Here is a 25,267-nt window from a genome sequence, read left to right as displayed (position 1 = left end):
CCGGCAGTTAGGGACGTTCCTTTTCTGCCGGCAGTTTAGGAATGTCCCTAACTGCCGGCTCGGGAACGACAAAGCGCTAGTTCACCTCGACAGGTTTGGCGCCGGGATAGCGCTCCTCAAAGTCTAGGCGGTACTTATTGTCATTGGTGCCCGCCACGTTGTCGCGTGACAGCGGCGCCACGATCTCATTCTTGTGGTCCGCAGGCTTGGCGTATTTCAGGCTGATCTCCCAGGCATCACAGATTGTGTCAATGCGGTGATCCAGGTCGTCGTACAGGGCGATGATGTCCTTCCAGGAGCTGTAGTTCTTGGAGCTCGTCGGAACGTCTAGGTCCTCGACGATGTCGTAATACTGCTCGATGGTGTCCTCCGTGCGCTCGGCGACGTCGGCGAGATTTTGACGGGTGGTTCGATCCTCTTCCAGATAGCTGCCGTTGAAGTTCTGCGCGCAGCCACGGACGTAGTTGTCGAGGTCTTCGAGCAAGTCGTAGTATTCGCTCAGACGACGGTAGAGGTTCTGCTCGGAGAGCGTTGCTTCGCCGCCATCCTCGTCGTCATCGTCGTACAGGCTGTTGGGATCGCCGAGAGGCTTTAGGTCATCTTCGTCGACGTCATGGTGCAGCTTAGCTACCTCGGCAGCCGTCTGCGTGGCGGCGTTGTCGAAAGGTCTGATTGCAAAGAAGATGACCAGGGCGATGATGATCGCCACCAGCACAACGATAACGGCGATAAGCGGCCCGGTGCCGCTCTTTTTGGGAGCGGGGGTCTGTGGCGAAGCGGGCGCGTATGCGGGAGCCGGCTGCTGTTGGGGCGAGCCGCTCGCGACGGGTATGCGCTGCGTGGTCTCGACGGCCGCGGGGCTTGCGGCGGGGTCGGGTCGATAGGCGAGGGGGTCGTCCGCCTTGGCTTGCGGCGTATCGAGGGAACCGGTCTGCTCAAAAGCGGGCTGGCTATCGCTCGCGACTGTTTGCTCAACGGGTGCACCGCACGAGGTGCAGAACTTGGCATTATCTGCAAGAAGCTTGCCGCACGAGGCGCAATACCGAGACATTGCCACTCCTTTCGCCACATTTCAATGCAATACGACGATTATACCCAGCGTCCAAAATTCCCCATCATATGTTGCGGTGAAATAGGGACTGTTTGGCGGTCTCAGAGCTTCAATCAGCCCCTATTTCACCGCAACTTTGGAAAGGCACCTTTAGCCATTGGGGACGCGCCGAGCACTGGGGTATCATGGCTTGGTTGCTATAACTCGCATTTACGCGCCTTGTAGGAAGGGGCTGCGCCCATGGCTTTTGAGCCTGCTCAACATAGCTTTATCACGCTCGAGGGCGTCGACGGCGCCGGCAAGTCCACGCAGGCGCGCCTGCTTGCCCGCGCGCTCGAACTCGCTGGCTACCAGGTTGTGAGCCTGCGCGAGCCGGGCGGCACCGCCATCAGCGAAAAGATTCGCGCTCTGCTGCTCGACCCCGCCAACACGGCGATGGGCGACACCTGCGAGTTGCTGCTCTACGAGGCGGCGCGCGCTCAGTTGGTGCACGAGGTCATCGCGCCCGCCCTTGCTGCCGGCAAGGTGGTCCTGTGCGACCGCTTCTACGATTCCACGACCTGCTACCAGGCGTTTGCCGATGGCCTCGATCGTCAGATGGTGCGCGATGCCAACAACCTGGCCGTCGCGGGTACGCACCCGGCGCTCACGCTCGTCTATCACATCACGCCCGAGCAGGCGGCACTGCGCATGGCCGACCGCGGTGCGGCAGATCGCATGGAGGCTAAGGGCATGGCCTTCCAAGAGCGTGTCTACCAGGGCTTTTGCGCAATTGCCGCCGAGGAGCCAAACCGCGTAAAGCTCATCGACGCGACCGCGTCCATCGAGGAAGTCTTCGCGCAGACGGTCGAGCAGGTTCGCGCCTACGGCCTCGACATTTCCCAGGACGCCGTCACCGCCGCGCTTGCCCAGGAGGCCGAGTAATATGGCCCCCGCTCAGGCAAGTCTGCTGGCCAAGCTCGACACCCAACAGCGCGTGCGCGACTTTTTGACCAATGCCGTCGCCAGCGGTCGCGCATCGCACGCCTACCTGTTTTTGGGCGCGCCCGGCGCGGGCAAGCTCGACGCCGCGTGGGCGCTCGCCCAAGCCTTCCTGTGCGAGCAGGATGGCTGCGGCTCATGCGACAGTTGTGTGCGCGTTGCTCGCCATACGCACCCCGACGTGCACTATTACACGCCCGAGAGCGCCACGGGCTACCTCATTGCCCAGACCCGCGAGCTGCTCGACGACGTTCCGCTGACGCCCATCCGCGCCAAGGCCAAGGTCTACATCATCGACCGTGCCGAGCAGCTGCGCGCTAACACCGCCAACGCACTGCTCAAAACACTCGAGGAGCCGCCCGAGGGCGTCATGTTCATCCTGCTGGGCACCTCGGCAGATGTGATGCTGCCCACCATCGTGAGCCGCTGCCAGTGTGTGCCGTTTCGGCTGGTGTCGCCCACCGTTGCCGCGCGTGCCGTGAGTCGCGCGACGGGTCAGGATCTCGCGCGTTGCCGCATGGCGGTCGCCGTGGCGGGAAGCCCCACGCGCGGTATCGAGTTCCTTAAGAGTGCCGAGCGCCAGGATGCTCGCCGCCAGATGGTCCGTGCCATCGATTCGCTCATCGCTGCCGACGAGGCCGATGTGCTCAGCCACGCCAAGTCGCTTATTGTCGCCGTTAAGGCACCGCTCGCCGAGGTCAAGTCCACACAGGAAAAGGTGCTCGAGCAAAACGCCGACTACCTGTCGCGTGGAGCATTGAAGCAGCTTGAGGACCGCAACAAGCGCGAACTCAACGCGCGCGAGCGTTCGGGTATCATGGAAGCGCTGGCGAGCGCGCGGACGCTCATGCGCGACGTGCTGCTGACACTTCAGGACGAGGCAGCCGACGTGGTGAACGAAGACGTGCGCGACACGATCGGTCGGCTTGCCGCCGCGACCAATGTTGCGGGTGCCACGCGGGCGCTCGAGGCAGTCGCGACCGCCGAGCGCAACATCGCCAGAAACGTTACTCCCCAGCTGGCCATCGAGGTCATGCTGTTCGATATCAGGAAGGCACTGAAATGCCGTTAGTCGTACCCGTTAAGTTTACCTACGCCTCGCGCGACCTGTGGTTCGACCCGCAGGATCTGGATATCCTCGAGGCAGACTACGCTATCTGCTCCACCGAGCGCGGAACCGAGATCGGCCTGGTCACGGCCGATCCCTTCGAGGTGCCGCAAGATGAGATCGGTCAGCCGCTCAAGCCCGTGCTGCGCGTGGCGAGCGACATCGACCTGCAGCTTGCCGACGACTTGGCCATCCAAGGCGACGAGGCGATGGTCGATTTCCGCCGTCTGGTCAAAGAGCTCGACCTCGAGATGAAGCCGGTGGGCGTCGAGTACCTGTTTGGCGGCGAGAAGGCCGTGTTCTACTTTGCGGCCGAGGAGCGCGTCGATTTTCGCCAGCTCGTCAAGGACCTGTCCTCGACGCTGCACATTCGCGTCGACATGCGCCAGATCGGCGTGCGCGACGAGACCCGCCTGGTGGGTGGCTACGCCCAGTGCGGACAGGAGCTCTGCTGCACGCGCTTTGGCGGACAGTTTGAACCCGTCTCGATTCGCATGGCAAAAGAGCAAGACCTGCCGCTCAATTCCTCCAAGATCAGCGGCGTGTGCGGTCGTCTGATGTGCTGCCTGCGCTACGAGTTCGAGGCCTACAAGGACTTTAAGAGCCGTGCGCCCAAAAAGAAGACGCTCATCGATACGCCGCTTGGCAAGGCGCGTATCCAAGAATATGACACACCGCGCGAGCAGCTGGTGCTGCGCCTGGAGAACGGCAAGGTCTTTAAGGTCAACCTGGCCGATATGACCTGCTCGGAGGGCTGCAAGAAGAAGGCTGCCGAGCAGGGCTGCAATTGCCGCCCCGACTGTGTGACGCGCGATGTGCTCGAGCGCATCGAGTCGCCCGAGATGCGTCTGGCGCTCATGGAGCTCGATCGCGAAAACGGCGTCGATGTGGGCGATGGCCTGTCGAGTGCCGACCGTCTGGCCGGCACGTCGATGCCCAAGCGCCGTCGTCGCGATGCTGAATCCGATGCTCGCGCCGGTCAGAGCCAAGGCGAGGGCCGTGGCCGCGGAAAGGGCCGTGGTAAGGTCGAGGCACCCGAGGCCGAGGAGGCCGCCGGTGGCCGTCGTCGTCGCAAGCGCTCGGGTTCGGGCGATGCCGGCGAGGCCGCTCCCGCAGGCAAGAACGCTTCCCGCGAGCGCGAGGCTCAGCAGCCCCAGCAGCAGAATCGCGGCGGTGGCATGAACCCCACACGTCGCCGCCGCCGTCATCTGTCGAGCGAGGAGCGCGAGGACGCCTTCCGCGCCGCAGCTGCTCGCGAGGCCGGTGCCGCTTCCAAGGGTCCCTCGGTCTCCGATGCGTCTGCCGACAAGGGCGGCAAGTCACGTGGCGAGGAGGAGCGCGCGCCGCGTCCGCGCCGTCGCCATTCCTCGGGCGCGCAACAGAAGCCCTCAGTGCCCTCCGTGGCCGATCAGGTCTCGGATGGCGAGGTCAAGGTCACGCGCCGTCGTCCCGGGGATGGCGGGGGAGCGGCTGCCAAGGCTTCGCGTGGCGCCGCTCGCGACGAGCGCGAGCCGCGCGAGGATCGCGGTGGCGAGGGCTCGGCCGACCAGGGTCAAAAGCGCCGTCGCCGTCGTCGTTCCCGCAAGCCGCGCCAGGATGGTGGCGAGGGCTCGACCCCGTCTTCGTCCGCACCACAACCGCCCGCCGGCGAATAACGCCCGCGAGCGGATTTAGCCCGCCTTGCCCCGAGCGCATCGGGGTATCATAGCGCCGAATCAACAACCCTCCCTGCGGCCGAACGTAGGGAGGGTTGTGTCTTGAAGAGCCATCTGAACATATTGAGCTGTTTGCAGGGTGCCGGTGCCCTACCGTTTGCGGACGAATTGCTACCGTTTGCCGAGTGGGTGGCACGCGAGGCGCTCGAGGCATTGTCGCCAACACGATGTGCCGGCTGCGAGCGCGCCGGTGCGCTTATTTGCCAAGACTGCCTTGCCGCGTTCACGCTCATCGACCCACGTCATAGCTGCACCCGATGCAGCGCCCCGTTTGGGGATTTGCTGTGCACTGAGTGTTCGGTCGAGGGCACGTCCTCGGCAATGACGGAGGCGCTCGACCGCTGCCTGGCGTGCGCCGTCTATGCGCATCCGCTGCCGCGCATCATTAAAGCGTACAAGGATGCGGGCGAGCGACGTCTGGCTCCGTATCTGGCGGAGCTGCTCTACGACACCGCCCTGCATGCCCAGGTCGTAGCGCCCGATCGCTATGGAGGTGTGCTGTCCGGTGCGGATGCGGTGGTGTTTGTGCCTGCGACGGCGGCAGCGTTTCGGCGGCGTGGTTTTGATCATATGGAGGCTATTGCGCGTCCATTTTGCGAGCTGTCGGGTGTTCCCCTGCTCGACGCCCTCGTTAAGTACGGCCATGGTGACCAGCGCGAGCTCGGTCGCGATGAGCGCCGGGAACACGCTCGGGGTATGTACGAGACGGTCGAGGATGTGCGCGGCCGCCGCCTGCTGCTCGTCGACGATGTCATTACCACGGGCGCGACCATGGCAGCGGCCTCGGCGGAGCTCAAGCGTGCCGGCGCCGCGGCAGTCGATGGTCTCGCTATCGCACGCGTTTGGTAGGGGTGGTTTTGTGGCAGTGAAGATTGAGCGGCGCAACGAGCCGACAAGCGAACAGCTAGCGGCTTCCGTAATCCTAACAGGCGCCTCGGCGCTACGCATGATGCGCTCCGAGCGCCGGCAGATGGGCTACATAAGCTGGAGGGACCTTGATCCCGATGAAGAGCGCCATGTGCTGCGCACGTCGTCGCCCTCGACCGAGGACATCTATCTTCCCGACTTGGTGCGGATTGGGGCCGCAAGCGGCGAGGTGCAAGAAGATCTGTGCTTGCTGGTGGGATCTGCGGCGCAGCGCCGCCGCATGCCTGACGTGGGCTGGTCCGTGTGTTCCGGGTTGCCCGCCGGCTCGATTTTAGAGGTAGAACCGGGGGTGTACAGCCTATCTCCCGAGGCCCTTTGTGTTGCCGTCGCCCGCGAGGTCGGCTGTATCCAGGGGTTTGCCCTGGCCCAGGAACTGTGTTCCAAGATTTCACTGAGCGATCGCGGGAAGTATCTGCCTCCCTACACCTCGCCTGTTGCGAATAGACTTGCAAAGGACAAGGATCAACCGGCAGACGTGGGCTACTTTGAAGTCGAGCCGGTGCTGACGCCCGATCGCCTGGCAGATTACCTCGCGGTATGCAAGGGGAATGCGGCCAAAAAACTGCAGCGTCTGTGTCCCTACTTGTCAGAAAACTTGCGCTCGCCCATGGAGTGCATCATGCTCGCTCTGTTTTCGCTTCCGTTTTCCTATGGCGGATTTGCCTGCGGTCCCTTTAAGACCGACTACAAGATTGAGTTCGATGACCGCGCGCAAGCAATCTCGGGGATGCCGCATGCAGTTTGCGATGCGTATCAGGAAGCAGCCCGGTTTGACCTGGAATACAACGGTGAGCTGGGTCATTCCTCCCGGAGGGGACGTATCCATGATGAAAAGCGCAACACGGGCTTGATTACTATGGGAATCGAGGTCGCGACGGTCAACAACGAAATGCTCTGTGACATGGAAGCGATGGAAGCACTCGCATGGCGCATCCACCAGCGTATGGGTAAGCGATATCAGAATCGCGTAGAGGCTCGTCGAAAGAGGCAAGATGCTCTGCTGAATACGCTCCGAGCGTGCTTTGGGCTCAAACCAGCGTAAAACTATGGCTTTATAGGGGGTCTGTTTATATACTCTGTACAAAAAACGGCAAATATGAGTACTGTTACTAGATTAGTGACAGCAAAAACAAAGAAACTTGGGCCGATAATCTGGATTCAGCGAAGAGATAATAAACGAATGTGGAATATCTTGGCGCCAAGCAGGCTGTGCGGAACTCAAAAAGGGCTCGTGAGGCGGTAATACGCTGCTACTAAATTGGTGACAGTACTCATATTTGCCGTTTTTTGCACACGGCACCCTGAGACGGGTGCCCCGGAGCTCCCCGCAGGGGAGCTCCGGGCTTCACGGGGCCACGAACGGCCCGCTTCGACCTGCGAAATCTGTACTCGCGATGCGAATGACGCCCCTAACCTTAAACTTTATCTTGAACTTAGCTATAATGCGCTTCGTTCCTACCAGGCTGTGGTTGCGGACGGACGAAATGCCCGTCCTAGTCCAAGACAGACGCGGTCAAAGGGATCCACGTAAGCGACCGCGTGCGCGCGGCGCGATCATGGCGCGTCCTAGATGTAAGCCGCACCGTCCGTTCTACTTTCTTTGGGGCAATACCGCCTCGCGGGCGAGCGGGTCAGTCGTGAAGGTGGCTGCGGCCTCCCGAGCAAACACCCCGGTGCGCAAGTGTGGGGTCAAATACCAGGTCAGCTGGTGGGAACAATCTGATATTCCGCGCAACGCACGGATTGTATACGACACAGAAGGCAGGGTAGTGGACATGGTGAGGGGCAGCTTGATGCACGCGGCTCGGTTAGGTGCTGGGACCGCAGCGGTCATTGCCGTTTTGGGCCTGAGCGGATGCGCGTTCAACCCGCTGTCTACGTTCACGACTCCCACGATCGACCAGATCGAGTACGAGACCGTCACGCCGGCGGTGTCGGACGATGCCCTGGTCACTCCCGGAACCCTGACGGTCGCCCTCGATACTTCCGATGCGCCGCAGGCCATGCAAGGCGCCGACGGCGAGCTCACGGGATATGCGGTTGACGCCGCCCGCGCCCTCGCAAGCCGCATGGGCCTTAAGGTCGCCTTTGTCGATGCGTCCTCGGCAGGTTCCGCGCTCGGCGACAAAAAGGCTGATATCTTTATCGGCGAGATCAACTCCACAGACGGGGACGTTAGCTCGCTCGGCACCTGCCTGTACGATGCCGCTTCTGTGTTCGGTAAAACCAGCGATGGTGGGTCGCTAAGCGTTTCCACCGATACCCTTAACACGTCTACCCTGGGTGTCCAGATGTCCTCGGCCTCGCAGGAGGCGCTTGCTAAGCAGAGCATTACCGCCAACCAAAAGACCTACTCCAACATCAACGAGTGCTTTGAGGCGCTCGAGTCCGGCGAGGTCGACTATGTGATCTGCGACTCCACGGCCGGCGGCTACCTTGCACGCCTGATGAGCGAGGTCTCCTATGTCGGTGCGCTCGAGGCGCCCTCGACGCTTGGTGTTGCGGGCCTCTCGTCCAATGACGAACTGTGCCGTGCCGTGAGTGATGCCCTCGACAGCATCACGGTCGACGGTACGCTCGAGGCAGTCCACTGCGTATGGTATGGCACGATGCCCTACGACCTCACCACTAAGACGGTTTCGGGCGCTAACGTGCAACCGGGCGACTCTGAGTCCAGTGAGACCACGTCCTCCGGCAGCGAGTCTTTCGATTCCAACAATGAGACCGCATCCTCCGAGGACAAATCGTCCAGCCAGGAAGGCACCATCACTGACGATGACATTAACAAACTCAATAGCTAGTTATTGCCAGGGGTGGTGTCTCCTATACGTTGGAAAGGACACCTCTTCACGGTTTCAACATGCACTGCCGGGCTTCCCCAATAGGGGAGCCCGGCTTTTTCATCCCTATAAAACCAGCAGGTCAAAGCCAATTTTCGGGACCAAATACAAATCTGTCGGCTCCCTCCTATAGCGCACTTTGCCATGGAAAAGTACGAGACTTCGGTATGCGGTATCAAGCAATCGTTATTCGGGTCTTTAGGAATCCGCGTGATTAAATGCACGGCAATGGGTACATAGCCAGTACAGTAAGTCCCCGAGGCAGATTGGAGCCACGTATGGATATCAAGGTTTCTGGACGCAAGACGACGGTAACCGATGCTCTGCGTGCGCATGTGGATGAGAAGATCGGCGAGGCGCTCAAGGTTTTCGATATCGAGCCCATGACGGTCGACGTTGTACTTCGCTATGAGAAGAACCCCTCGAACCCCAACCCGGCAATCGTCGAGGTCACGGTTCGTGCCCGCGGTTCGGTGATTCGCGTTGCCGAGCACGGTGCAGATATGTACGCCGCCATCGACCTCTCCGCCGATAAGGTCACCCGCCAGCTGCGCAAGTTCAAGACCAAGGTCGTGGACAACCGCCAGGGCGGTGCCAGCGCCGCGGATGTCGCGCCGGTCGAGCGCGTCGAGGATCTGGCCGACCTGCTGCTGCCCGAGGAGGAGGACGACCTGCTCGTCCGCGAGAAGGTCATCGACGTCACCCCGATGACTGAGGAGCAGGCGCTGGTGCAGACCGATCTGCTCGGCCACGACTTCTACGTGTTCGAGAACGCGACGACTGGCCTCATCAATGTGGTGTATCACCGTAAGAATGGTGGATATGGCATCATCAAGCCCCGCATCGAAACACTTGACGAGTAAAATACGTTAACTTGCATGAGTTAACGGTTGGCGGCCATCCCATGCGGGTGGCCGCCTTTTTACGTAAGGAGTCGCTTTGATGGACAAGGCCGCATCCGCCGGTCATTCGGACCGTTGCCGCATCGTCGTCGATACCTGCTGCGACTTTAGCCCCGAGGTCGCCGCGAACCTCGATGTCGATATCTTGGGCTTCCCCTTTATCATCGATGGCGAGGAGCGCACGGACGATATCTGGTCGAGCATGAGCCCCAAGGAGTTCTACGACCGCATGCGCGCCGGTGCTCGCGTGTCCACCTCGGCTGTGTCGCTCGGTCGCTATATCGAGTTTTTTACCGAGTGCGCCAAAGAGGGCACGCCCACGGTCTACCTGTGCTTTACCTCGGCGCTGTCGTCGAGCTACAACTCCGCGTGCCAGGCGGCAGATGCCGTGCGCGCCGAGTATCCCAACTTTGAGCTCTACGTGGTCGACAACGCCCTGCCCTGCGCGACCGGCGCGCTCTTGGCGCTCGAGGCCGTGCGCCAGCGTTCGGCGGGACTGACCGCCAAGCAGCTGGTCGATTGGGCAAACGAGGCAAAAACCTACGTGCACGGCTACTTTACGCTCGAGAGCTTCGACGCACTGGCTGCCGGCGGCCGCATTCCTCCCGCGGCGGCGCAGCTCACGGCAAAGCTCGACGTCAAGCCCGAGCTCTCCTACGACCTGGCCGGCTCGCTGTCGCTGATCGGCGTCAACCGCGGCCGCAAGAAGGCGCTCAAGTCCATCCTCAAGTCGTTCCGCGAGAACTACGTGCCCGACCGCACCATGCCCATCGCCATCATGACGGCCGATGCCGAAAAGGATGGTGACTGGCTCGAAGCCGCCATCCGCAAGGAGGAGGGTTGCGCCGACGTCACGATCATTCGCGGCTCCGTGGGTCCCACCATCGGCTCGCACGTGGGCCCCGGCATGGTGGGCTGCGCGTTTTGGGGTAAGAACCGCGCCGACAAGGCGTCGCTTTCCGACCGTATCGCCCGCCGCGTGCGCGGTCAGTAGGCAAGCGCTGCGTCCGTAATCGCCCTCGACTCACAGCCCAAACGCTGGCACCGAGTATTCAACCTGGTAACAACACCCAACCCAAAAGGAAAGGTTTCATGGCAAACAAGCTCTCCGTCGCATTCATCGGCACCGGAATCATGGGTGCCCCCATCGCCGGCCACATTCTGGACGCCGGCTATCCCGTCACGGCCAACAACCGCACCAAGTCCAAGGCGGCGGCGCTTATCGAGCGCGGCGCCGTCTGGGCAGATACGCCGGCCGATGCCGCGGCGAACGCCGATGTCGTCTTTACCATGGTGGGCTATCCCTCCGAGGTCGAGGAGCTCTACCTGGCGGGCGACGGTCTGCTCGCGTGCACTAAGCCCGGCGCGGTCCTGATCGACCTCACCACGAGCTCGCCCGAGCTTGCCCGTGACATTGCCAAGGCCGCCCAGGTTTCCGGCCGCATGGCGTTTGACTGCCCCGTCACCGGCGGCGAGTCGGGTGCCATCGCCGGTACGCTCACGGCTATCGTGGGCGCTACCGAGAACGACATCGCGCCGGTCCGCGACATCCTTGCCACCTTTGCGGCCAACATCTGCTGCTTCGACGGCGCCGGCAAGGGCCAGGCTGCCAAGCTCGCCAACCAGGTGTCGCTGGGCGCCTGCATGGTCGGCATGGCAGACGCCATGGCATTTGCCGAGTTGAGCGGCCTTGACCTGGAGAAGACCCGCCAGATGATCCTGGGCGGCACCGGCAAGTCCGGCGCCATGGAGAGCCTGGCTCCCAAGGCGCTCGACGGCGACTACAAGCCCGGCTTTATGGTCGAGCACTTTATCAAGGACCTGCGCTTGGCGCTCGCCTATGCCGACGACCGCGAGCTTGCGCTGCCCGGTGCCGACGTGGCCTTTACGCTCTACGACATGCTCGACGCCATCGGTGGTGCCAAGCTGGGTACCCAGGCCGTCACGGTCCTCTATAAGGAGGAGGCCGACGCCATCGCCGCCGGTCTGGACTGGTCGCAGTATCGTCCCGAGGAGCATGGCGCTCACGAGGAAGGCTGCGGTTGCGGCGAGCATGGCGACGATCACGAGTGCGGTTGTGGCCACCACCACGACGAGGGCCACGAGTGCTGCGGCGGCCACGGCCATGATGGCGGCCACGAGTGCTGCTGCGGCCACCATCACGGGGAGTAGCGCCCATGAGCTGGACGTTCGTGGTGCTTGCGCTGGTGCTCTTTCTCTTTGCGATCTACATTGGCTTTTTGTGCGGCCAGTGGGCGTGCGAAAAGCGTGTCATCACCAAGCGCGACTACTGGATTGCCAACTTTGCGGGAGCGGCGGCAGTCGTCCTGCTGACCTGGGTGTTCTCGCTGTTCCCGCTGGTGCAGTTTGCGCCGATCGGCTGGCTCGGCGGCTTTATCGCCGGCCTTAAGATGAGCTTTGGCGAGTCCGTCGGTCCGTGGCGCAAGCACGACGAGGTCTTTAACGTCAACAAGGCTCACCGTGCCGCCGCCGACGCGGGCGACGCCGAGGAACGCCGCCGTGCGCGTCGCAATGGCGCGGCCGATCGACAGCTCATCTCGGTCACCGATGACAGCAAGGGTGCTGGCAAGCACGCTAAGAAATAGTAAGAAGAGGTAACTATGGCAGAAAACAAAGACGAACAGCTCACCGACGAGGAGCTGGCACAGCTTCAGCTGGCAGAGGAGAACGAGAACGCCGTCGACCGTCTGGTCAAGGAACTCGGCTGCCCCACGCGCCGCATCCGCCAGTTTGCCGCCCGCGTGCTGCACCTGCTTGCCGAGCGCGATCCGCAGCGCGTCGTGCCCTGCGTGCCCGCGCTGATCGAGGCGCTCGACCGCCCCGAGGCTCAGACCCGCTGGGAGGCCCTCGATGCCCTGACGGCGCTCGCCACCACCTGCCCCGAGCAGCTGGGTGATGCCTTTGAGGGCGCCGAGACTGCACTGTTCGACGAGATCTCCTCCACGCTGCGCTATGCCGCCTTCCGCCTGCTGTGCGTGTGGGGCGCCACGAGCGTCGAGCGTTCACGCGAGGCTTGGCCCATCCTAGACGAGGCCATCCAGTGCTACCACGGCGACCTTGAGTATCGCGATATGCTCGGTTGCCTGTACGAGTTTGGCCAGGGCGAGATCGACGCCGAGGTCGCCGAGAAGCTTGCGCTGCGCCTTAAGTTCGACGCCGAGAACGGCAAGGGCAGCTATCTCAAGGCCCGTTCGAGCGAGATTTGCGAAATGCTTGTTAAACGTTTTGGCCTTGATCTCTCCAAAAAGAAGAAGCGTGCTAGCGTTAAAAAATCTGACGACGCCGAAGACGAGGAGTAACAGATTATGGCGCACGATGTAGTCCTGATTCCCGGTGACGGTATCGGTCCCGAGATTACGCAGGCCATGCGCCGCGTGGTCGAGGCCACCGGTGTCCAGATCAACTGGAACGTCCAGGAGGCCGGTGCCGGCGTCATGGACGAGTTTGGCACGCCACTGCCCCAGCACGTGCTCGATGCGGTCGCCGAGACCAAGGTTGCCATCAAGGGCCCCATCACCACGCCGGTCGGCACGGGTTTCCGCAGCGTCAACGTGGCCCTGCGCAAGTACTTTGACCTGTACGCCTGCGTGCGCCCCTGCCTGTCGCAGCCGGGCGACGGATCGCGCTTTCGCGACGTCGACCTGGTCATCGTGCGCGAGAATACCGAGGACCTCTACGCCGGCATCGAGTTCGATGAGGGCGCTGCCGAGGTCGAGGAGCTCTCGCAGCTCGTTGAACGCTCGGGCCAGAAGACCTTCGCCGCCGATTCCGCCATCTCGATCAAGCCGATCTCCATCGCCAAGAGCCGCCGTATTGTGGAGTATGCCTTTGAGTACGCCCGCCGCTGCGGCCGCAAAAAGGTGACGGCCGTACACAAGGCAAACATCATGAAAGCGACCGACGGCCTGTTCCTGCGCGTGGCGCGCGAGGTGGCCGCCAACTATCCCGATATCGAGTTCAACGACAAGATCGTCGACGCCACCTGCATGGGCCTGGTCCAAAACCCCAACGACTTTGATGTCCTGGTGCTGCCCAACCTGTACGGCGACATCGTGAGCGACCTGTGCGCCGGCCTGGTGGGCGGCTTAGGGATGGCCCCCGGCTCCAACATCGGTGCCGACTGCGCCATCTTCGAGGCAACGCACGGCTCCGCGCCCGATATCGCTGGCCAGGATATCGCCAACCCCACGGCCGAGATTCTGTCCGCTGCGATGATGCTCGATCACCTGGGCGAGAACGACGCTGCCAATCGCATTCGCGCCGCCGTATCTGCCACGCTCGACGAGGGCGAGCAGGTTACCGGTGACGTGCGCCGTGCCCAGACCGGTTCCGTCGAGGGCGCCGTGGGCACGCAGGCCTTTGCCGATGCCGTTATCGCGCACCTGGCCTAAGGTAGGCACGCTGCAAACGCCTAAATAGTACTTAAGTGTTTGCGTATAACCTAAGAATCAATACGCCCGGCGCTTTGTCGGGCGTATTCTATTGAGGACTATGTTTCCTAACAAGGAGTAACCGATATGGGTCTGATTCAAAAGAAGGACGAGAAGGACGAGATCGACGGCATCCAGATCATCGAGCGCGGCGAAGGCCCCGACGGTGACGAGGACGAGAAGATCGACCTGGTCGCCGGTACGTCTGCCGAGCACATTGCTGCCGGTACGACGGCCGAGGAGGAGGACGCCCGTCTGGAGGCTCAGATTGCCGCGGATGCCGCCGACGAGAATCTGATGCCCGAGGCCCAGGATGAGGACGACGATATCCTGGGTTCCGATGAAGACGATCGCGTATCCAAGCACAAGAAGACGATGATTGCCGCCTTTGTGGTTGCAGTCGTGATCGCTGCGGTGGTCGGCTTCTTTATTGGCAATGGCGGCTTTGGCGGCAAGGGTGTCGGCTCGGCGATCCTGACCGAGGACCAGCTCGATTCGACCGTGGCAAGCTATAGCTACAACGGCAAGAAGAGCGACATCACCGCGCGCGAGGCCATCGAGAGCCAGTACAGCCTCGACACCGTCAAGGACGACGACGGCAACTATACCGCTCCGTCTGCCGATGTCATCCTGTCCTACGTGCGCAACAAGATCCTGCTCGATGCTGCCGAGGACGAGGGCATCACCGTCTCTTCTAAGGAGATGAAGAAGTACGCCGAGGATTCCATCGGCACTTCGGACTACAAGACCATGGCCACGCAGTATGGCGTGTCCAAGGACCAGGCCAAGCAGATTGTCCGCCAGTCCGCGACGCTGCAGAAGCTCTACAAGAAGAAGGTGGGCGATAGCTCCGCAAGCATGCCGACTGCTCCGACTGAGCCTGCTGACGGCAACGAGGAGACCGCGAGCAAGGACTACGCCGACTACATCATCAACCTTGCCGGCGACGAGTGGGATAGCGAGAAGGGCACCTGGAAGGATGCCGACAGCACCTATGCCAAGGCCTTCGCCGACGATGCCTTTACGGCCGATAGCGCGACCTATAAGCAGGCCATGACCGCCTATTACACCGCCTACCAGCAGTATTCTTCGCAGGCCTCGAGCGCCAGCTCCAAGTGGACCGAGTACGCTAACGGCCTCTACGCCAAGGCCAACATCAGCATCTACGGCCTGTTTGCGTAAAGATTTGTCTGAGCCACCGAGCGCGTAGCCGAAATATCTGAATAGCCCGCTAGAACGGATGTTGTTCTAGCGGGCTATTTGCGTTTAGGCGCTGGTGGTTAAATTATGCCTATGAATCTTTAAGTCCAAAAAGATTATCGGCTTCATCGTCAGGCATATATTCCAGCACATCGCCCGGTTGGCAGTCGAGTGCCCGGCATATCGCGTCAAGAGTTGAAAAGCGCACGGCAGAAACCTTGCCCGTCTTGATGCGCGACATATTGACCTGGGAGATGCCCACGCGTTCCGCAAGCTCTTTGGATGAGATCTTGCGTTCGGCGAGCATGCGGTCAAGCCGCAGAATAATCATGGATTCCCCCTAGAGCAACTCGTCATCTTGTTTTTGCAGGATATACCCGTAGCGGAAGATGCTGGCAATCAGGCAAATAATCAGGCCCGCAAAGAGCATGGAGGGCTCGAATAACTGGCCGGCGAACGCATCCGTAAAGCTGCCGCCAAATCCTGAGAGTATCATTCCCGTGATTACGGCACCAAGAAGCCTCACGGCAACGCCGCCGATAAGGAATAAATGTCCTACTCGACGAAGTGTCTGGTTACATTCAAGGTCAAAGGGCCTGCCTTCCTTTTCAATGTTGAAGAAAAGCCTGCGCACGCTTATCGCGATGGTAAGCGCGAGGCATGTCATCAAGAGGCTCCCTATGGCAGTGTGGCCATCGTGTGCGACGAGCATAAGTGGGGCCTGCGCATCGGTACCGACGATAGCAAGGCATGGCCCTTCGCCGGCTTGAAGTTCTACGGATTGGAGGCACGACCCTTGGGAGAGGCCAGGCAATATGAGAAGAAGGTCAATCGCAATGACTGCGAGGAGCCCCAGAGCGAGCGCGGTGGTAATGCAGATCGTGGCCCATTTGCAGATGCGAGCGAGCTTCCTCAGTTTGGCTACCGTCTGTTCGCGGCTGATGGTTTCATTCGATATAGACGCGTTTCGATGGACCATAACCCCTCCAATCGGCGTTTTGGATGATACTTGTATCATATCAGAATTAACGATAAACGATAAATAATTACGGATACTGAGCAAGTAATGATTGAAAATGATTAGCGTGAGCTATTGGCTCATTTTGGATGCCGGAGTTTGGCGCGCGGGGGATGAGGACAAATGCCAAAACTTCCCGTGATCGCACAAGTGTTTCATCGGGTTTCCCTAATTCATCTGGGAAAACAACTGCAAACGATTGCAAGTAACTGGTGAACGGTCGAAAACTACCGTTCACCGATAATCTCAAAACTGGTTCTAACTGGTATTAAGTCAAAAAGACCAATTCACATATCTTCACAATGACCTGCAATTTTTCTACACGCTATTTTAGCCGCCCTGCGTTGTTTAGGGACAGGAAAAGTTCCGATCTTTTGCCAAAGCATTTCGAAACGGTTTCAAAACCGCAGGTAGAAGTGTTAACGACCGGTAAACGGTCGAAATATCACCGTGAGCGGTGCAAAAACGTTTTACCGTATGAATCAACGAAAGCGACCTCTTCTGGGGTGATATAGTGACAACAACACGTCACGTGGTTACTACCAGTTTAGAAACCACTGGTCTTCAAAGAACGCTTTCTAAGAAGCTTTAAGGGCGAGCGCCCGCTGGCTTCCGAAAATCATCGGACTCAGATTGTACACACCTTCGGAAGGGAAATTTGAATGGTTGGCTTTATTCTTACCGGTCATGGACAGTTCGCACCCGGCCTAGCTAGCGCTATCGCTATGGTTGCCGGCGACCAGCCCGCTTTTACCGTCGTTCCTTTTGAGGGCGACCAGGCTGCTTCCTACGGTGAGGATCTCCGCGCCGCTATTACCGCCATGCGCGAGGAGTGCGATGGCGTGCTCGTCTTTACCGACCTGCTTGGCGGCACCCCGTTCAACCAGTCGATGATGATTGCCCAGGATGTCGACAACGTCGAGGTTCTGACTGGCACCAACCTTCCCATGGTTATTGAGCTTCTGTTCCTCCGCGGCAATGCCACGCTCGCCGAGCTTGGCGAGCAGGCCGTGACCGTTGGCCAGACGGGCGTCACCGCCCAGACGGTCGCATCCGTTGCCGGCTCCGAGGAAGAGGATATCTTCGGCGACGAGGACGGCATCTAATGGCCGATTTCGGAGCCAACGTCCTGAGCTCCTCGGTCGCCCTTTTAGGCCTGCTTGTCATCATGGGCTTGATTTACACCATCTGGTCGCAAATCAACATGAAGAAGAAGCAGAAGTACTTCAAGGAGCTGCACACCGAGCTCAAGCCGGGTCAAGAGGTTCTTTTCGTCGGCGGTATCTACGGAACCGTCAAAGGCATCGAAGGCGAGAAGGTCCAGATCAAAGTCCGATCCGGAGCCGTCGTAGATGTTTCGCGTTACGCGATTCAGGAGATCAAGTAACTGTCGTCAGCAAATAACGAAAGGAAGCTGATCAACATGGCAGAACCCAACATTCTTCTTACCCGCATCGATAACCGACTGGTTCATGGTCAGGTTGCCACCCAGTGGAACTCCACCCTGGGCTCCAACCTCATCCTCGTCGCCAACGACGACGTGGCGTCCAACACCATGCGCCAGAACCTCATGAAGATGGCCGCTCCCGCCGGCGTCGCTACGCGTTTCTTCTCTCTGCAGAAGACCATCGACGTCATTGGCAAGGCGAGCCCGCGCCAGAAGATCTTCATCGTGGCTGAAACACCGGAAGACGTGCTTACGCTCGTCAAGGGCGGTGTGCCTATAAAGAAGGTAAACATCGGCAACATGCACATGTCGGAAGGAAAGCGCCAAGTCGCCACCTCCGTCGCAGTTAACGACGAGGATGTCGCTGCGTTTAAAGAGCTGCAGGAATTGGGGGTGGAGTTGGAGATCAGGCGCGTTCCGAGCACGCCTGTTGAGGACACGAGCAAGCTCTTCTCGTAATCCTCATGATCCACGTTGTCAGGAATGAAACCCTGACATTCTGTACGTGAAATCCAAAGTGCGTACATTCATTTTGAAAGGAGGAGCAAGATGGAATACTCGATCATCCAGATCGCTCTGGTCTTCGTCGTCACGTTCATCGCGGCAATCGACCAGTTTGACTTCCTCGAGTCTCTCTATCAGCCCATCGTCACCGGCGCCGTCATCGGTCTTATCCTTGGCGACCTCAACACCGGTCTTCTCGTGGGTGGTACCTATCAGCTCATGACGATCGGCAACATGCCGATCGGAGGCGCTCAGCCGCCTAACGCCGTCATCGGCGGCATCATGGCAGCCATTCTCGCTATCGCCACGGGCCTCGAGCCCAACGCGGCAGTCGGCCTCGCCATTCCGTTCGCTCTGCTTGGCCAGCTTGGCGTTACCCTGGTCTTCACGCTTATGTCCCCGCTTATGTCCACGGCCGATAACATGGCTCACAACGCGGACACCAAGGGCATCGAGCGCCTGAACTACTTCGCCATGGCTCTGCTCGGCCTGATCTTCGCTGTCGTCGTCACCCTGTTCTTCATCGCTGGCGCTACCATCGGTCAGACCATCGCTTCTGCCATCCCGACTTGGCTTCAGACCGGTCTCTCCGCTGCAGGCGGCATGATGCGCTTCGTCGGCTTCGCCGTCCTGCTCAAGGTTATGATGAACCGCGATATGTGGGGCTTCTTCCTCATGGGCTTTGGCCTCGCGCTCATCACCGTTGCCAACGATTCGCTGGCAACCCCTGCTCTGCTCATCCTCGCTCTCATCGGCTTCGGCATCGCTTTCTGGGACTTCCAGCAGCAGACCGAGCTGAAGGGTGCAGCTGTTTCTGACGGAGGTGACTTCGAAGATGGCATCTAATGAGTATGTGATCCCGGAGCACTACGAGGATCTCACTCCTGCTCCGCAGCTCGACCAGAAGACCCTCAACAAGATGGCTTGGCGCTCCTGCTTCCTGCAGGCATCGTTCAACTACGAGCGCATGCAGGCCGCTGGCTGGCTTTACTCCATCATCCCCGGTCTGGAGAAGATCCACACCAACAAGAACGACCTCGCGGCTTCCATGAGCCACAACCTGGAGTTCTTCAACACCCACCCGTTCCTTGTCACCTTTGTTATGGGCATCGTGCTTTCGCTCGAGCAGAACAAGGTTGACATCCCCACGATCCGCGCCGTCCGCGTCGCCGCAATGGGCCCGCTCGGTGGTATCGGTGACGCCCTGTTCTGGCTGACGCTTGTGCCTATCACGGCCGGCATCACCTCTAACATGGCCATCAACGGCAACGCCGCTGCACCGATCATCTTCCTGGTGATCTTCAACGTCGTCCAGTTCGCTCTGCGCTTCTGGCTCATGAACTGGTCCTACAAGCTTGGCACCAGCGCTATTGACGCTCTGACCGCCAACATGCAGGCCTTCACGCGTGCCGCTTCCATCATGGGCGTCTTCGTCGTCGGTTGCCTGGTCGTCACCATGGGTGGCACCCAGATCAACCTCCAGATCCCCAACGGCACCACCCGTGGCCTCTCCGCTACTACCGTGATCGTCTCCGAGAAGGAGGCCGAGAACTTCACCGGTATGGAGGGTATCGATACCGAGACCGCTGAGGCCGGTACCATCGCCATGACCGATGAGGACGGCAACGCCCTCACCGCTTCCGATGCCGACGGCAACGCTGTCGAGTGCGGCGTCACCGATCTGGGCAACGGCATGGAGTCCGTTACCTACGGCACCGTCACCGAGGATCCGGTCAACTTCTCTGTTGCCGACACCCTCAACACCATCGTCCCGAAGCTCGTCCCGCTTATGCTTACGCTGCTGCTTTACTACATGTTCGCTAAGCACAGCTGGACCCCGACCAAGGGCATTCTGCTGCTCTTTGTCCTTGGCATCCTGGGCGCTGGCCCGCTTGGTCTCTGGCCGAGCATCTGGTAAGGCTCTAGCTTGAGGGGTGTGTCCCTACGCGGCTCACACCCCGACCCCTTAAGCCATGTGTATGTTAAAAGCCGCGTGCTCGAAAGAGCGCGCGGCTTTTGTTTTCTTGATGAGTCGGGTGTTGCAGACCGATAATGCTTAACACCCTAGGTAGTTAGCCGAATTCGAGCAAAAGGGAGGATAGGATGGCGATCGGAGCGCGTAAGCAACCGCTGTACGATCAGCTGGTCGATATTCTGACCGAAAAGATTGACCATGAATATCGCGCCGGTGACATGATTCCTTCCGAGCGCGAACTTTCGGAGCGCTATGGTCTCTCGCGCACTACGGTACGCCTGGCTCTGCAGGAACTGGAGCGTTTAGGACTGGTGGTTCGGCAGCACGGTCGCGGTACCTTTGTGACCGACCGTTCGGCAAAAGCAACCAATCTTATGCAGTCCTACAGCTTTACCGAGCAGATGCGCGCGATGGGTCGAGAACCCGAGACCACGATTCTCGAGTTTTGCGAGATGGAGGCCGATAAGAATCTGGCCGAGCATATGGGATTGCGCATCGGTGATCGCATTTTTAAGCTCAAGCGCCTTCGCTCTGCCGACAACATGCCCATGATGGTCGAACGCAGCTATCTACCGGTTCGTCAATTTCTGTCCCTAAAGCGACCGCTGCTGGAGCGTAAGCCGCTTTACGATGTGATTGAGCAGGACTTTCAGCAAAAGATTCGCGTGGCCGAAGAGGAGTTCTATGCGAGCATAGCCCGTCCCACCGATGCCCACCTTTTGGGAATTGTCGAGGGCTCGCCTGTGCTCGATTTGGTCAGGACTACGTATAACGAGTCAAACGAGGTAGTGGAGTACACACTCTCGGTTGCTCGTGCCGATCAGTTTAAATACAAGGTTTACCACCAGCGCAGTAACTAGTGCTCGCATCGTTTCCATATGGTGATTCTTTGCATTTAACTGGTTACTACCAGATAACCAACCGAAGTGTATAATTGCACGTCAGAGGATTACTTCTAGAGAGAGGTATTAGAAATGTTCGAGAAGAGTGTCGAGGAGCTCACCGAGCTCGGCGCCCAGATCACCACGGCCGAGATTGCTCAGCAGCCCGAGCTTTGGCGTGATACGCTCAACATCTATCGCGAGAACAAGGAGGCCATCGAGGCCTTCCTGGCCGAGGCTCGCGCTATGGGCGAGGGTCGTCTGTCCGTTGTCTTCACCGGTGCCGGTACGTCCGACTACGTTGGCGATACCTGCGCCCCGTACCTGCGTCACGCTGGCAACACTGATCTCTACGACTTTAAGCCCATCGCCACGACCGACATCGTGAGCGCCCCGCGCGATTTCCTGCGCGCCGAGGATCCCACGCTCGTGGTTTCCTTTGCCCGCTCTGGCAACAGCCCCGAGAGCCTTGCCGCCGTTGCCGTTGCCAAGGAGCTCGTCCACAACGTCAAGTTCCTCAACATCACCTGCGCTCCCGAGGGCAAGCTCGCCGTCGAGTCTGCCGATGATCCCAACGCGCTGACGCTGCTCATCCCGCGCGCCAACGACAAGGGCTTCGCCATGACCGGTTCTTATTCCTGCATGACCCTGCTCTCCACCCTTATTTTCGACACTGCCTCTGACGAGCAGAAGGCCGAGTGGGTCGAGACGATTGCCAAGATGGGCGAGGAGGTCATCTCCCGTGAGCCTGAGATCGCCGATTACCTGGCTGGCGATTTCAACCGCGTGACCTACTTGGGTTCTGGCTCCTTCGGTGGTCTTGCCCAGGAGAGCCAGCTCAAGATCCTCGAGCTCGCTCACGGTCTGGTCGCTACTTCCTACGACACCTCCATGGGCTATCGTCACGGACCCAAGTCCTTCGTCGACGATAAGACGCTCGTCTTCGTGTTCGTCAACAACGACGCCTACACCCGTCAGTACGACATCGACATCCTCAACGAGATCGGTGGCGACAAGATCGCTCAGCACACCGTTGCCGTTCAGCAGGATGGCGCTACCGTCTACGAGGGCGAGTCCTTCACCTTTAAGGGCTACGAGGCGCTTCCCGAGGGCTACCTTGCCCTGCCGTTCGTGATGTTTGCCCAGGCTATCAGCCTGCTCAACTCCGTGCGCGTGGGCAACACGCCCGATACGCCGAGCCCCACCGGCACGGTCAACCGCGTGGTTAAGGGCGTGACGATTCACCCCTTCACCGCTTAATCGCGTCCCCCTGTAAGGGCGCCCGTCCGCTCATAACGGCGGGCGGGCGCTTTTTGTTTTACGTGAGCTGGGTATAAGCATTACCACAGTCAACTGCTTTAGAAGCGAGGAGTGCATATGAGCACGTACGCAATTAAGGCTGACAAGTTCTTCTTGCCGGCAGGCCCGCAACTGGGCGGCTATCTTATGGTCGAGGATGGCGTTTTTGGCGCCTGGCAGGCCGACGAGCCCTCTTGCGAGATTAAGGACTACACGGGATCGTGGATCGCACCGGGTATGGTCGATACTCACATCCATGGCTTCTACAACCACTCAACTACCGATAACGATCCCGAGGGCATCGATATCAGCTCAATCGAGCTCGCCCGTCGCGGTACCACCAGCTGGCTGCCCACGACGTTCACCGATGGCGTCGAACAGATCAAGGACGCCTGCGCTGCTATCGCCAAGGCGGACGAGGGCCGCGGCCCCGACTTCTGCGGTGCCCGCATTCAGGGCATCTACCTGGAGGGCCCCTTCTTTACCATGAAGCACGTGGGCGCGCAGAACCCCGCTTACCTGATTGACCCCTCCGAGGAGGTTTTCGACCAGTGGCAGGAGGCTGCGGGCGGTCGCATCGTTAAGAGCGCCATGGCCGCCGAGCGCGACGGTGCCGCTGCTTATGCGGCTGCTCTGAACGCCAAGGGCGTGGTGACCAGCATCGGTCACTCCGACGCCACCTACGATGAGTGCATCGCCGCTATCAATGCCGGTGCCAGCTGCTTTACGCATACCTATAACGGCCAGCGCGGTCTGCATCACCGTGAGCCCGGTGTCGTGGGCGCTGCCATGTCCACGCCCGAGACCTACGCCGAGATCATCTGTGACGGCAAGCACGTTAACCCTGCCGCCATCAAGGCGCTGCTGCAGGCAAAGGGCTGGCAACACACGGTGCTCATCACTGACTGCCTGGGCTGCGGCGGCATGCCCGAGGGCAGCTACACCAGTGGTGGCATGGACGTCATCATGAAGGACAACCTGTGCTGGCTCGCCGACGGCAAGAGCATTGCCGGCTCGGTGCTCACGCTTGCCCAGGGCGTCAAGAACATTGTCGATTGGGGCATCGCCAGCGCTGATATCGCCATTCGCATGGCAACCGAGGTGCCGGCTCGCTCTGCGCACATCGAGGATAAGTGCGGCAGCATCATGCCGGGTCGCGACGCCGACTTTGTCGTGTTCGACCATGAGCTCACCCTCGTCGAGACGTATGTTGGCGGCCAGAGCGTCGGCAACGCCTTTACCGATTAACGATAGAAAAAGACGGCGGGCCCGAATCTGCTCGGACCCGCCGTATGGGTTAAACGCTCAAAAGCACCTTAACAGTTACAGCTTGTTAACGATCTTCTTTGCCGTGCGCTTGACGCCGGCCACAAGACCCCCCGCGGGATGCTCCTTTTCGTATGCTAGACGCTTCTCGCGCTTGGCATACTCTTCGACGATGATATCGCCGTACTCATTTTCGATTTTGTCGAAGAAATCGACGGCTCCCTTAATCTCTTCGGCAGTTGGGTGCCCCTTCTGGACGCCGCCGGCGAGCTTGAACGGCCCCCACGTATCAAAGCCGGGACAGCCGTAGACGCCCATAAAGATGGCCTGTCTCATGCGGCAGATGCCATCGATATCCTTGCCGTACCACTTGTTTTTGCCACCGTAGGTCATAAGGCCAAACACCTTGTCCTGCGGCTGCAGCACGTTCGTGAGCACGCGCGCCATATCTTTGTCGATCTCGGAGTAATAAATGCCCGTGGCGACGCCGATCAGATGATATTCGTGCAGGTTGGGGTACTCGTTTTTACCGAGTGACCTCACGTCGAGGGTATCGATTTCGGGGTGCGCCTCGACGATGGCGTCCACGAGCTTTTTCGTATTGCCGTGGTGGCGTGAGGCATAAAGGATGATGGTTCGCATAAGAAGGCCTTTCAGCTGTAATTGCATCAATGTCTGTATGGTACCCCGTTGCATGGCTGGGAAACCGGACGCATCGATGAACGTGCGGGTTTGTCCTTTGGTCAGGGCCGAGACGGGTTCTTGCGAGCAAAAAGCAGTTGTTCGAAAGGATGGACAATGGAATACGCTCTCTCCAACGATTCGATTTCTATCAAGGTCTCCACGACCGGTGGTTCGTTTACCTCGATTGAGGCTGGAGGTCGCGAGTACTTGTGGCGGGGCGATCCCGCCGTGTGGTCCGGCCAGGCACCGATTTGCTTCCCGATTTGCGGAGGTTTGCGCGATAACAGCGCCATGACGTTTGCCGGACATCATGTGAAGCTCGCCCGCCACGGCTTTGCGCGCAAGCAGGAGTGGAAGCTGCTGAGCCAGAGCGAGAACGAGCTGGCGATGTGCCTGGCTTCGGAGGATAACGCCGCGCTGCTGAGCGATTATCCGTATCCGTTTAAGCTTGTCGCCCGCTATACGCTCGAGGACGCCGCCGTGCGCGTCTCCTATGAGGTTACCAACGAGGGCACCGAGGACATGCCTTTCTTTATCGGTGGACACCCCGGCTTTAGGTGCCCGCTCGATGAGGGCGAGGCCTATACGGACTACGAGCTGCGCTTTGAGAAGGACGAAGCTGCTGAGCTTTGCACTGCCGTCCCCTCGACTGGCTTGATTGACGTGACCAACCGCTCCAAGAACCCCATGGTGGGAAAGACGCTGCCTCTGTCACATGAGCTCTTCGATTTTGCGGAGACCATCTTTGACGTGCTCGAGAGCCGTCAGGTCACGCTTTCCAAAAAGGGCGAGGACAAGGGTGTTCGCCTGAGCTTTGAGGGCTTCCCGTACCTCATTGTGTGGAGCAAGCCCGAGGGTGATTTTGTGGCAGTTGAGCCCTGGGGCGGCCTCTCGACCTGTTCCGATGAGGATGACGTGCTTGAGCACAAGCGCGGCTGCCTTATCGCCAAGCCCAAAGAAACCATCGTGCGCTCGTTCACAATCGAGATTCTGTAGTCGCATGTAGCCAATTCGTTTT

The 25,267-nt window shown here is 59.9% G+C and carries 26 protein-coding genes; 22 read left to right on the top strand and 4 right to left on the bottom strand.

Annotated features, from left to right (window positions below):
* Positions 1–76 precede the first annotated feature (76 nt).
* Complete coding sequence (locus AAA021_RS04305; protein WP_349088149.1) at positions 77–1,051, bottom strand: zinc ribbon domain-containing protein; 975 nt, start codon at positions 1,049–1,051, stop codon at positions 77–79.
* 240 nt (positions 1,052–1,291) lie between these two features.
* Here AAA021_RS04305 and tmk point away from each other — a divergent pair, with 240 nt between their 5' ends.
* From tmk to AAA021_RS04240, 13 genes are all read left to right on the top strand, one after another.
* Positions 1,292–1,975 carry a dTMP kinase gene (gene tmk, locus AAA021_RS04300; RefSeq protein WP_349088148.1) on the top strand — a complete coding sequence of 228 codons (684 nt, stop codon included), beginning with the start codon at positions 1,292–1,294 and terminating at the stop codon, positions 1,973–1,975.
* A gap of 1 nt (position 1,976) precedes the next feature.
* Positions 1,977–3,104, top strand: a complete 1,128-nt coding sequence (locus AAA021_RS04295; protein WP_349088147.1) for a DNA polymerase III subunit — start codon at positions 1,977–1,979, stop codon at positions 3,102–3,104.
* Positions 3,095–4,795, top strand: coding sequence for a regulatory iron-sulfur-containing complex subunit RicT (gene ricT, locus AAA021_RS04290; protein ID WP_349088146.1), 1,701 nt, complete (start codon positions 3,095–3,097; stop codon positions 4,793–4,795). The genes AAA021_RS04295 and ricT overlap by 10 nt, the downstream gene beginning before the upstream one ends.
* Before the next feature lie 102 nt (positions 4,796–4,897).
* Positions 4,898–5,704 carry a phosphoribosyltransferase family protein gene (locus AAA021_RS04285; RefSeq protein WP_229055562.1) on the top strand — a complete coding sequence of 269 codons (807 nt, stop codon included), beginning with the start codon at positions 4,898–4,900 and terminating at the stop codon, positions 5,702–5,704.
* Positions 5,705–5,714: 10 nt separating this feature from the next.
* Positions 5,715–6,824: a hypothetical protein gene (locus AAA021_RS04280; RefSeq protein ID WP_349088145.1), complete on the top strand. Its 1,110-nt coding sequence runs from the start codon at positions 5,715–5,717 to the stop codon at positions 6,822–6,824.
* Positions 6,825–7,557: 733 nt separating this feature from the next.
* Positions 7,558–8,583 (top strand): transporter substrate-binding domain-containing protein, encoded by a 1,026-nt coding sequence (locus tag AAA021_RS04275; RefSeq protein ID WP_349088227.1) that lies wholly within the window; start codon positions 7,558–7,560, stop codon positions 8,581–8,583.
* A gap of 317 nt (positions 8,584–8,900) precedes the next feature.
* Positions 8,901–9,485, top strand: coding sequence for a ribosome-associated translation inhibitor RaiA (gene raiA / locus AAA021_RS04270; RefSeq protein ID WP_035137685.1), 585 nt, complete (start codon positions 8,901–8,903; stop codon positions 9,483–9,485).
* A 79-nt stretch (positions 9,486–9,564) separates the two neighbouring features.
* On the top strand, positions 9,565–10,518 hold the full coding sequence (locus AAA021_RS04265) for a DegV family protein (protein ID WP_349088144.1): 954 nt from the start codon (positions 9,565–9,567) through the stop codon (positions 10,516–10,518).
* A gap of 98 nt (positions 10,519–10,616) precedes the next feature.
* Positions 10,617–11,696, top strand: coding sequence for an NAD(P)-dependent oxidoreductase (locus AAA021_RS04260; protein ID WP_349088143.1), 1,080 nt, complete (start codon positions 10,617–10,619; stop codon positions 11,694–11,696).
* Positions 11,697–11,701: 5 nt separating this feature from the next.
* Entirely contained in the window at positions 11,702–12,130 is a 429-nt protein-coding gene (locus AAA021_RS04255; protein ID WP_055310425.1) for a hypothetical protein, read from the top strand.
* Between the two features lie 15 nt (positions 12,131–12,145).
* Positions 12,146–12,844 carry a hypothetical protein gene (locus tag AAA021_RS04250; protein WP_118081577.1) on the top strand — a complete coding sequence of 233 codons (699 nt, stop codon included), beginning with the start codon at positions 12,146–12,148 and terminating at the stop codon, positions 12,842–12,844.
* A 6-nt stretch (positions 12,845–12,850) separates the two neighbouring features.
* Positions 12,851–13,936 (top strand): isocitrate/isopropylmalate family dehydrogenase, encoded by a 1,086-nt coding sequence (locus AAA021_RS04245; protein ID WP_349088142.1) that lies wholly within the window; start codon positions 12,851–12,853, stop codon positions 13,934–13,936.
* Between the two features lie 126 nt (positions 13,937–14,062).
* Positions 14,063–15,157, top strand: coding sequence for a hypothetical protein (locus tag AAA021_RS04240; RefSeq protein ID WP_349088141.1), 1,095 nt, complete (start codon positions 14,063–14,065; stop codon positions 15,155–15,157).
* Between the two features lie 109 nt (positions 15,158–15,266).
* On the opposite strand, the gene AAA021_RS04235 is transcribed toward AAA021_RS04240, so the two are convergent.
* Both AAA021_RS04235 and AAA021_RS04230 read right to left on the bottom strand, forming a co-directional pair.
* Positions 15,267–15,482 (bottom strand): helix-turn-helix transcriptional regulator, encoded by a 216-nt coding sequence (locus tag AAA021_RS04235; RefSeq protein WP_255413417.1) that lies wholly within the window; start codon positions 15,480–15,482, stop codon positions 15,267–15,269.
* A gap of 33 nt (positions 15,483–15,515) precedes the next feature.
* Positions 15,516–16,154, bottom strand: a complete 639-nt coding sequence (locus tag AAA021_RS04230; RefSeq protein ID WP_349088140.1) for a hypothetical protein — start codon at positions 16,152–16,154, stop codon at positions 15,516–15,518.
* A gap of 701 nt (positions 16,155–16,855) precedes the next feature.
* On the opposite strand from AAA021_RS04230, the gene AAA021_RS04225 reads away from it, so the two are divergent.
* From AAA021_RS04225 to nagA, 8 genes are all read left to right on the top strand, one after another.
* Entirely contained in the window at positions 16,856–17,299 is a 444-nt protein-coding gene (locus AAA021_RS04225; RefSeq protein ID WP_035137680.1) for a PTS sugar transporter subunit IIA, read from the top strand.
* On the top strand, positions 17,299–17,580 hold the full coding sequence (gene yajC / locus AAA021_RS04220) for a preprotein translocase subunit YajC (RefSeq protein ID WP_349088139.1): 282 nt from the start codon (positions 17,299–17,301) through the stop codon (positions 17,578–17,580). Before AAA021_RS04225 ends, yajC begins: the two co-directional genes overlap by 1 nt.
* 36 nt (positions 17,581–17,616) lie before the next feature.
* The gene (gene agaV / locus AAA021_RS04215; RefSeq protein ID WP_022094611.1) at positions 17,617–18,099 is read left to right on the top strand and encodes a PTS N-acetylgalactosamine transporter subunit IIB; all 483 of its coding nucleotides are present in this window, start codon (positions 17,617–17,619) and stop codon (positions 18,097–18,099) included.
* A gap of 90 nt (positions 18,100–18,189) precedes the next feature.
* Positions 18,190–18,990 carry a PTS sugar transporter subunit IIC gene (locus tag AAA021_RS04210; protein WP_022094610.1) on the top strand — a complete coding sequence of 267 codons (801 nt, stop codon included), beginning with the start codon at positions 18,190–18,192 and terminating at the stop codon, positions 18,988–18,990.
* Positions 18,980–20,062 (top strand): PTS system mannose/fructose/sorbose family transporter subunit IID, encoded by a 1,083-nt coding sequence (locus AAA021_RS04205; RefSeq protein ID WP_022094609.1) that lies wholly within the window; start codon positions 18,980–18,982, stop codon positions 20,060–20,062. Before AAA021_RS04210 ends, AAA021_RS04205 begins: the two co-directional genes overlap by 11 nt.
* Before the next feature lie 185 nt (positions 20,063–20,247).
* A complete protein-coding gene (locus tag AAA021_RS04200) occupies positions 20,248–20,979 on the top strand; it encodes a GntR family transcriptional regulator (RefSeq protein ID WP_022094608.1) in 732 nt (243 codons plus the stop codon).
* Between the two features lie 114 nt (positions 20,980–21,093).
* Positions 21,094–22,260 carry an SIS domain-containing protein gene (locus tag AAA021_RS04195; protein ID WP_250787258.1) on the top strand — a complete coding sequence of 389 codons (1,167 nt, stop codon included), beginning with the start codon at positions 21,094–21,096 and terminating at the stop codon, positions 22,258–22,260.
* 117 nt (positions 22,261–22,377) lie between these two features.
* Positions 22,378–23,547 (top strand): N-acetylglucosamine-6-phosphate deacetylase, encoded by a 1,170-nt coding sequence (nagA, locus tag AAA021_RS04190; protein ID WP_349088138.1) that lies wholly within the window; start codon positions 22,378–22,380, stop codon positions 23,545–23,547.
* Positions 23,548–23,622: 75 nt separating this feature from the next.
* On the opposite strand, the gene AAA021_RS04185 is transcribed toward nagA, so the two are convergent.
* Positions 23,623–24,207 carry a flavodoxin domain-containing protein gene (locus tag AAA021_RS04185; protein ID WP_349088137.1) on the bottom strand — a complete coding sequence of 195 codons (585 nt, stop codon included), beginning with the start codon at positions 24,205–24,207 and terminating at the stop codon, positions 23,623–23,625.
* A gap of 156 nt (positions 24,208–24,363) precedes the next feature.
* Between AAA021_RS04185 and AAA021_RS04180 the strand changes: the two genes are divergently transcribed.
* A complete protein-coding gene (locus tag AAA021_RS04180; RefSeq protein WP_349088136.1) occupies positions 24,364–25,245 on the top strand; it encodes an aldose 1-epimerase family protein in 882 nt (293 codons plus the stop codon).
* Positions 25,246–25,267 lie beyond the last annotated feature (22 nt).

This window comes from Collinsella sp. CLA-JM-H32, from assembly GCF_040098165.1.
GTDB lineage: Bacteria > Actinomycetota > Coriobacteriia > Coriobacteriales > Coriobacteriaceae > Collinsella.
This window is presented reverse-complemented; position numbering and strand designations above follow the sequence as displayed.

Coding starts and splice junctions, on each gene's coding strand:
- AAA021_RS04255 (WP_055310425.1), top strand. CDS start 11,702: ATGAGCTGGACGTTCGTGGTGCTTGCGCTGGTGCTCTTTCTCTTTGCG.
- AAA021_RS04180 (WP_349088136.1), top strand. CDS start 24,364: ATGGAATACGCTCTCTCCAACGATTCGATTTCTATCAAGGTCTCCACG.
- AAA021_RS04210 (WP_022094610.1), top strand. CDS start 18,190: ATGGAATACTCGATCATCCAGATCGCTCTGGTCTTCGTCGTCACGTTC.
- AAA021_RS04240 (WP_349088141.1), top strand. CDS start 14,063: ATGGGTCTGATTCAAAAGAAGGACGAGAAGGACGAGATCGACGGCATC.
- tmk (WP_349088148.1), top strand. CDS start 1,292: ATGGCTTTTGAGCCTGCTCAACATAGCTTTATCACGCTCGAGGGCGTC.
- AAA021_RS04305 (WP_349088149.1), bottom strand. CDS start 1,051: ATGTCTCGGTATTGCGCCTCGTGCGGCAAGCTTCTTGCAGATAATGCC.
- agaV (WP_022094611.1), top strand. CDS start 17,617: ATGGCAGAACCCAACATTCTTCTTACCCGCATCGATAACCGACTGGTT.
- AAA021_RS04250 (WP_118081577.1), top strand. CDS start 12,146: ATGGCAGAAAACAAAGACGAACAGCTCACCGACGAGGAGCTGGCACAG.
- AAA021_RS04295 (WP_349088147.1), top strand. CDS start 1,977: ATGGCCCCCGCTCAGGCAAGTCTGCTGGCCAAGCTCGACACCCAACAG.
- AAA021_RS04235 (WP_255413417.1), bottom strand. CDS start 15,482: ATGCTCGCCGAACGCAAGATCTCATCCAAAGAGCTTGCGGAACGCGTG.
- nagA (WP_349088138.1), top strand. CDS start 22,378: ATGAGCACGTACGCAATTAAGGCTGACAAGTTCTTCTTGCCGGCAGGC.
- AAA021_RS04245 (WP_349088142.1), top strand. CDS start 12,851: ATGGCGCACGATGTAGTCCTGATTCCCGGTGACGGTATCGGTCCCGAG.
- ricT (WP_349088146.1), top strand. CDS start 3,095: ATGCCGTTAGTCGTACCCGTTAAGTTTACCTACGCCTCGCGCGACCTG.
- raiA (WP_035137685.1), top strand. CDS start 8,901: ATGGATATCAAGGTTTCTGGACGCAAGACGACGGTAACCGATGCTCTG.
- AAA021_RS04230 (WP_349088140.1), bottom strand. CDS start 16,154: ATGGTCCATCGAAACGCGTCTATATCGAATGAAACCATCAGCCGCGAA.
- AAA021_RS04195 (WP_250787258.1), top strand. CDS start 21,094: ATGTTCGAGAAGAGTGTCGAGGAGCTCACCGAGCTCGGCGCCCAGATC.
- AAA021_RS04265 (WP_349088144.1), top strand. CDS start 9,565: ATGGACAAGGCCGCATCCGCCGGTCATTCGGACCGTTGCCGCATCGTC.
- AAA021_RS04185 (WP_349088137.1), bottom strand. CDS start 24,207: ATGCGAACCATCATCCTTTATGCCTCACGCCACCACGGCAATACGAAA.
- AAA021_RS04260 (WP_349088143.1), top strand. CDS start 10,617: ATGGCAAACAAGCTCTCCGTCGCATTCATCGGCACCGGAATCATGGGT.
- AAA021_RS04275 (WP_349088227.1), top strand. CDS start 7,558: ATGGTGAGGGGCAGCTTGATGCACGCGGCTCGGTTAGGTGCTGGGACC.
- AAA021_RS04205 (WP_022094609.1), top strand. CDS start 18,980: ATGGCATCTAATGAGTATGTGATCCCGGAGCACTACGAGGATCTCACT.
- AAA021_RS04200 (WP_022094608.1), top strand. CDS start 20,248: ATGGCGATCGGAGCGCGTAAGCAACCGCTGTACGATCAGCTGGTCGAT.
- yajC (WP_349088139.1), top strand. CDS start 17,299: ATGGCCGATTTCGGAGCCAACGTCCTGAGCTCCTCGGTCGCCCTTTTA.
- AAA021_RS04225 (WP_035137680.1), top strand. CDS start 16,856: ATGGTTGGCTTTATTCTTACCGGTCATGGACAGTTCGCACCCGGCCTA.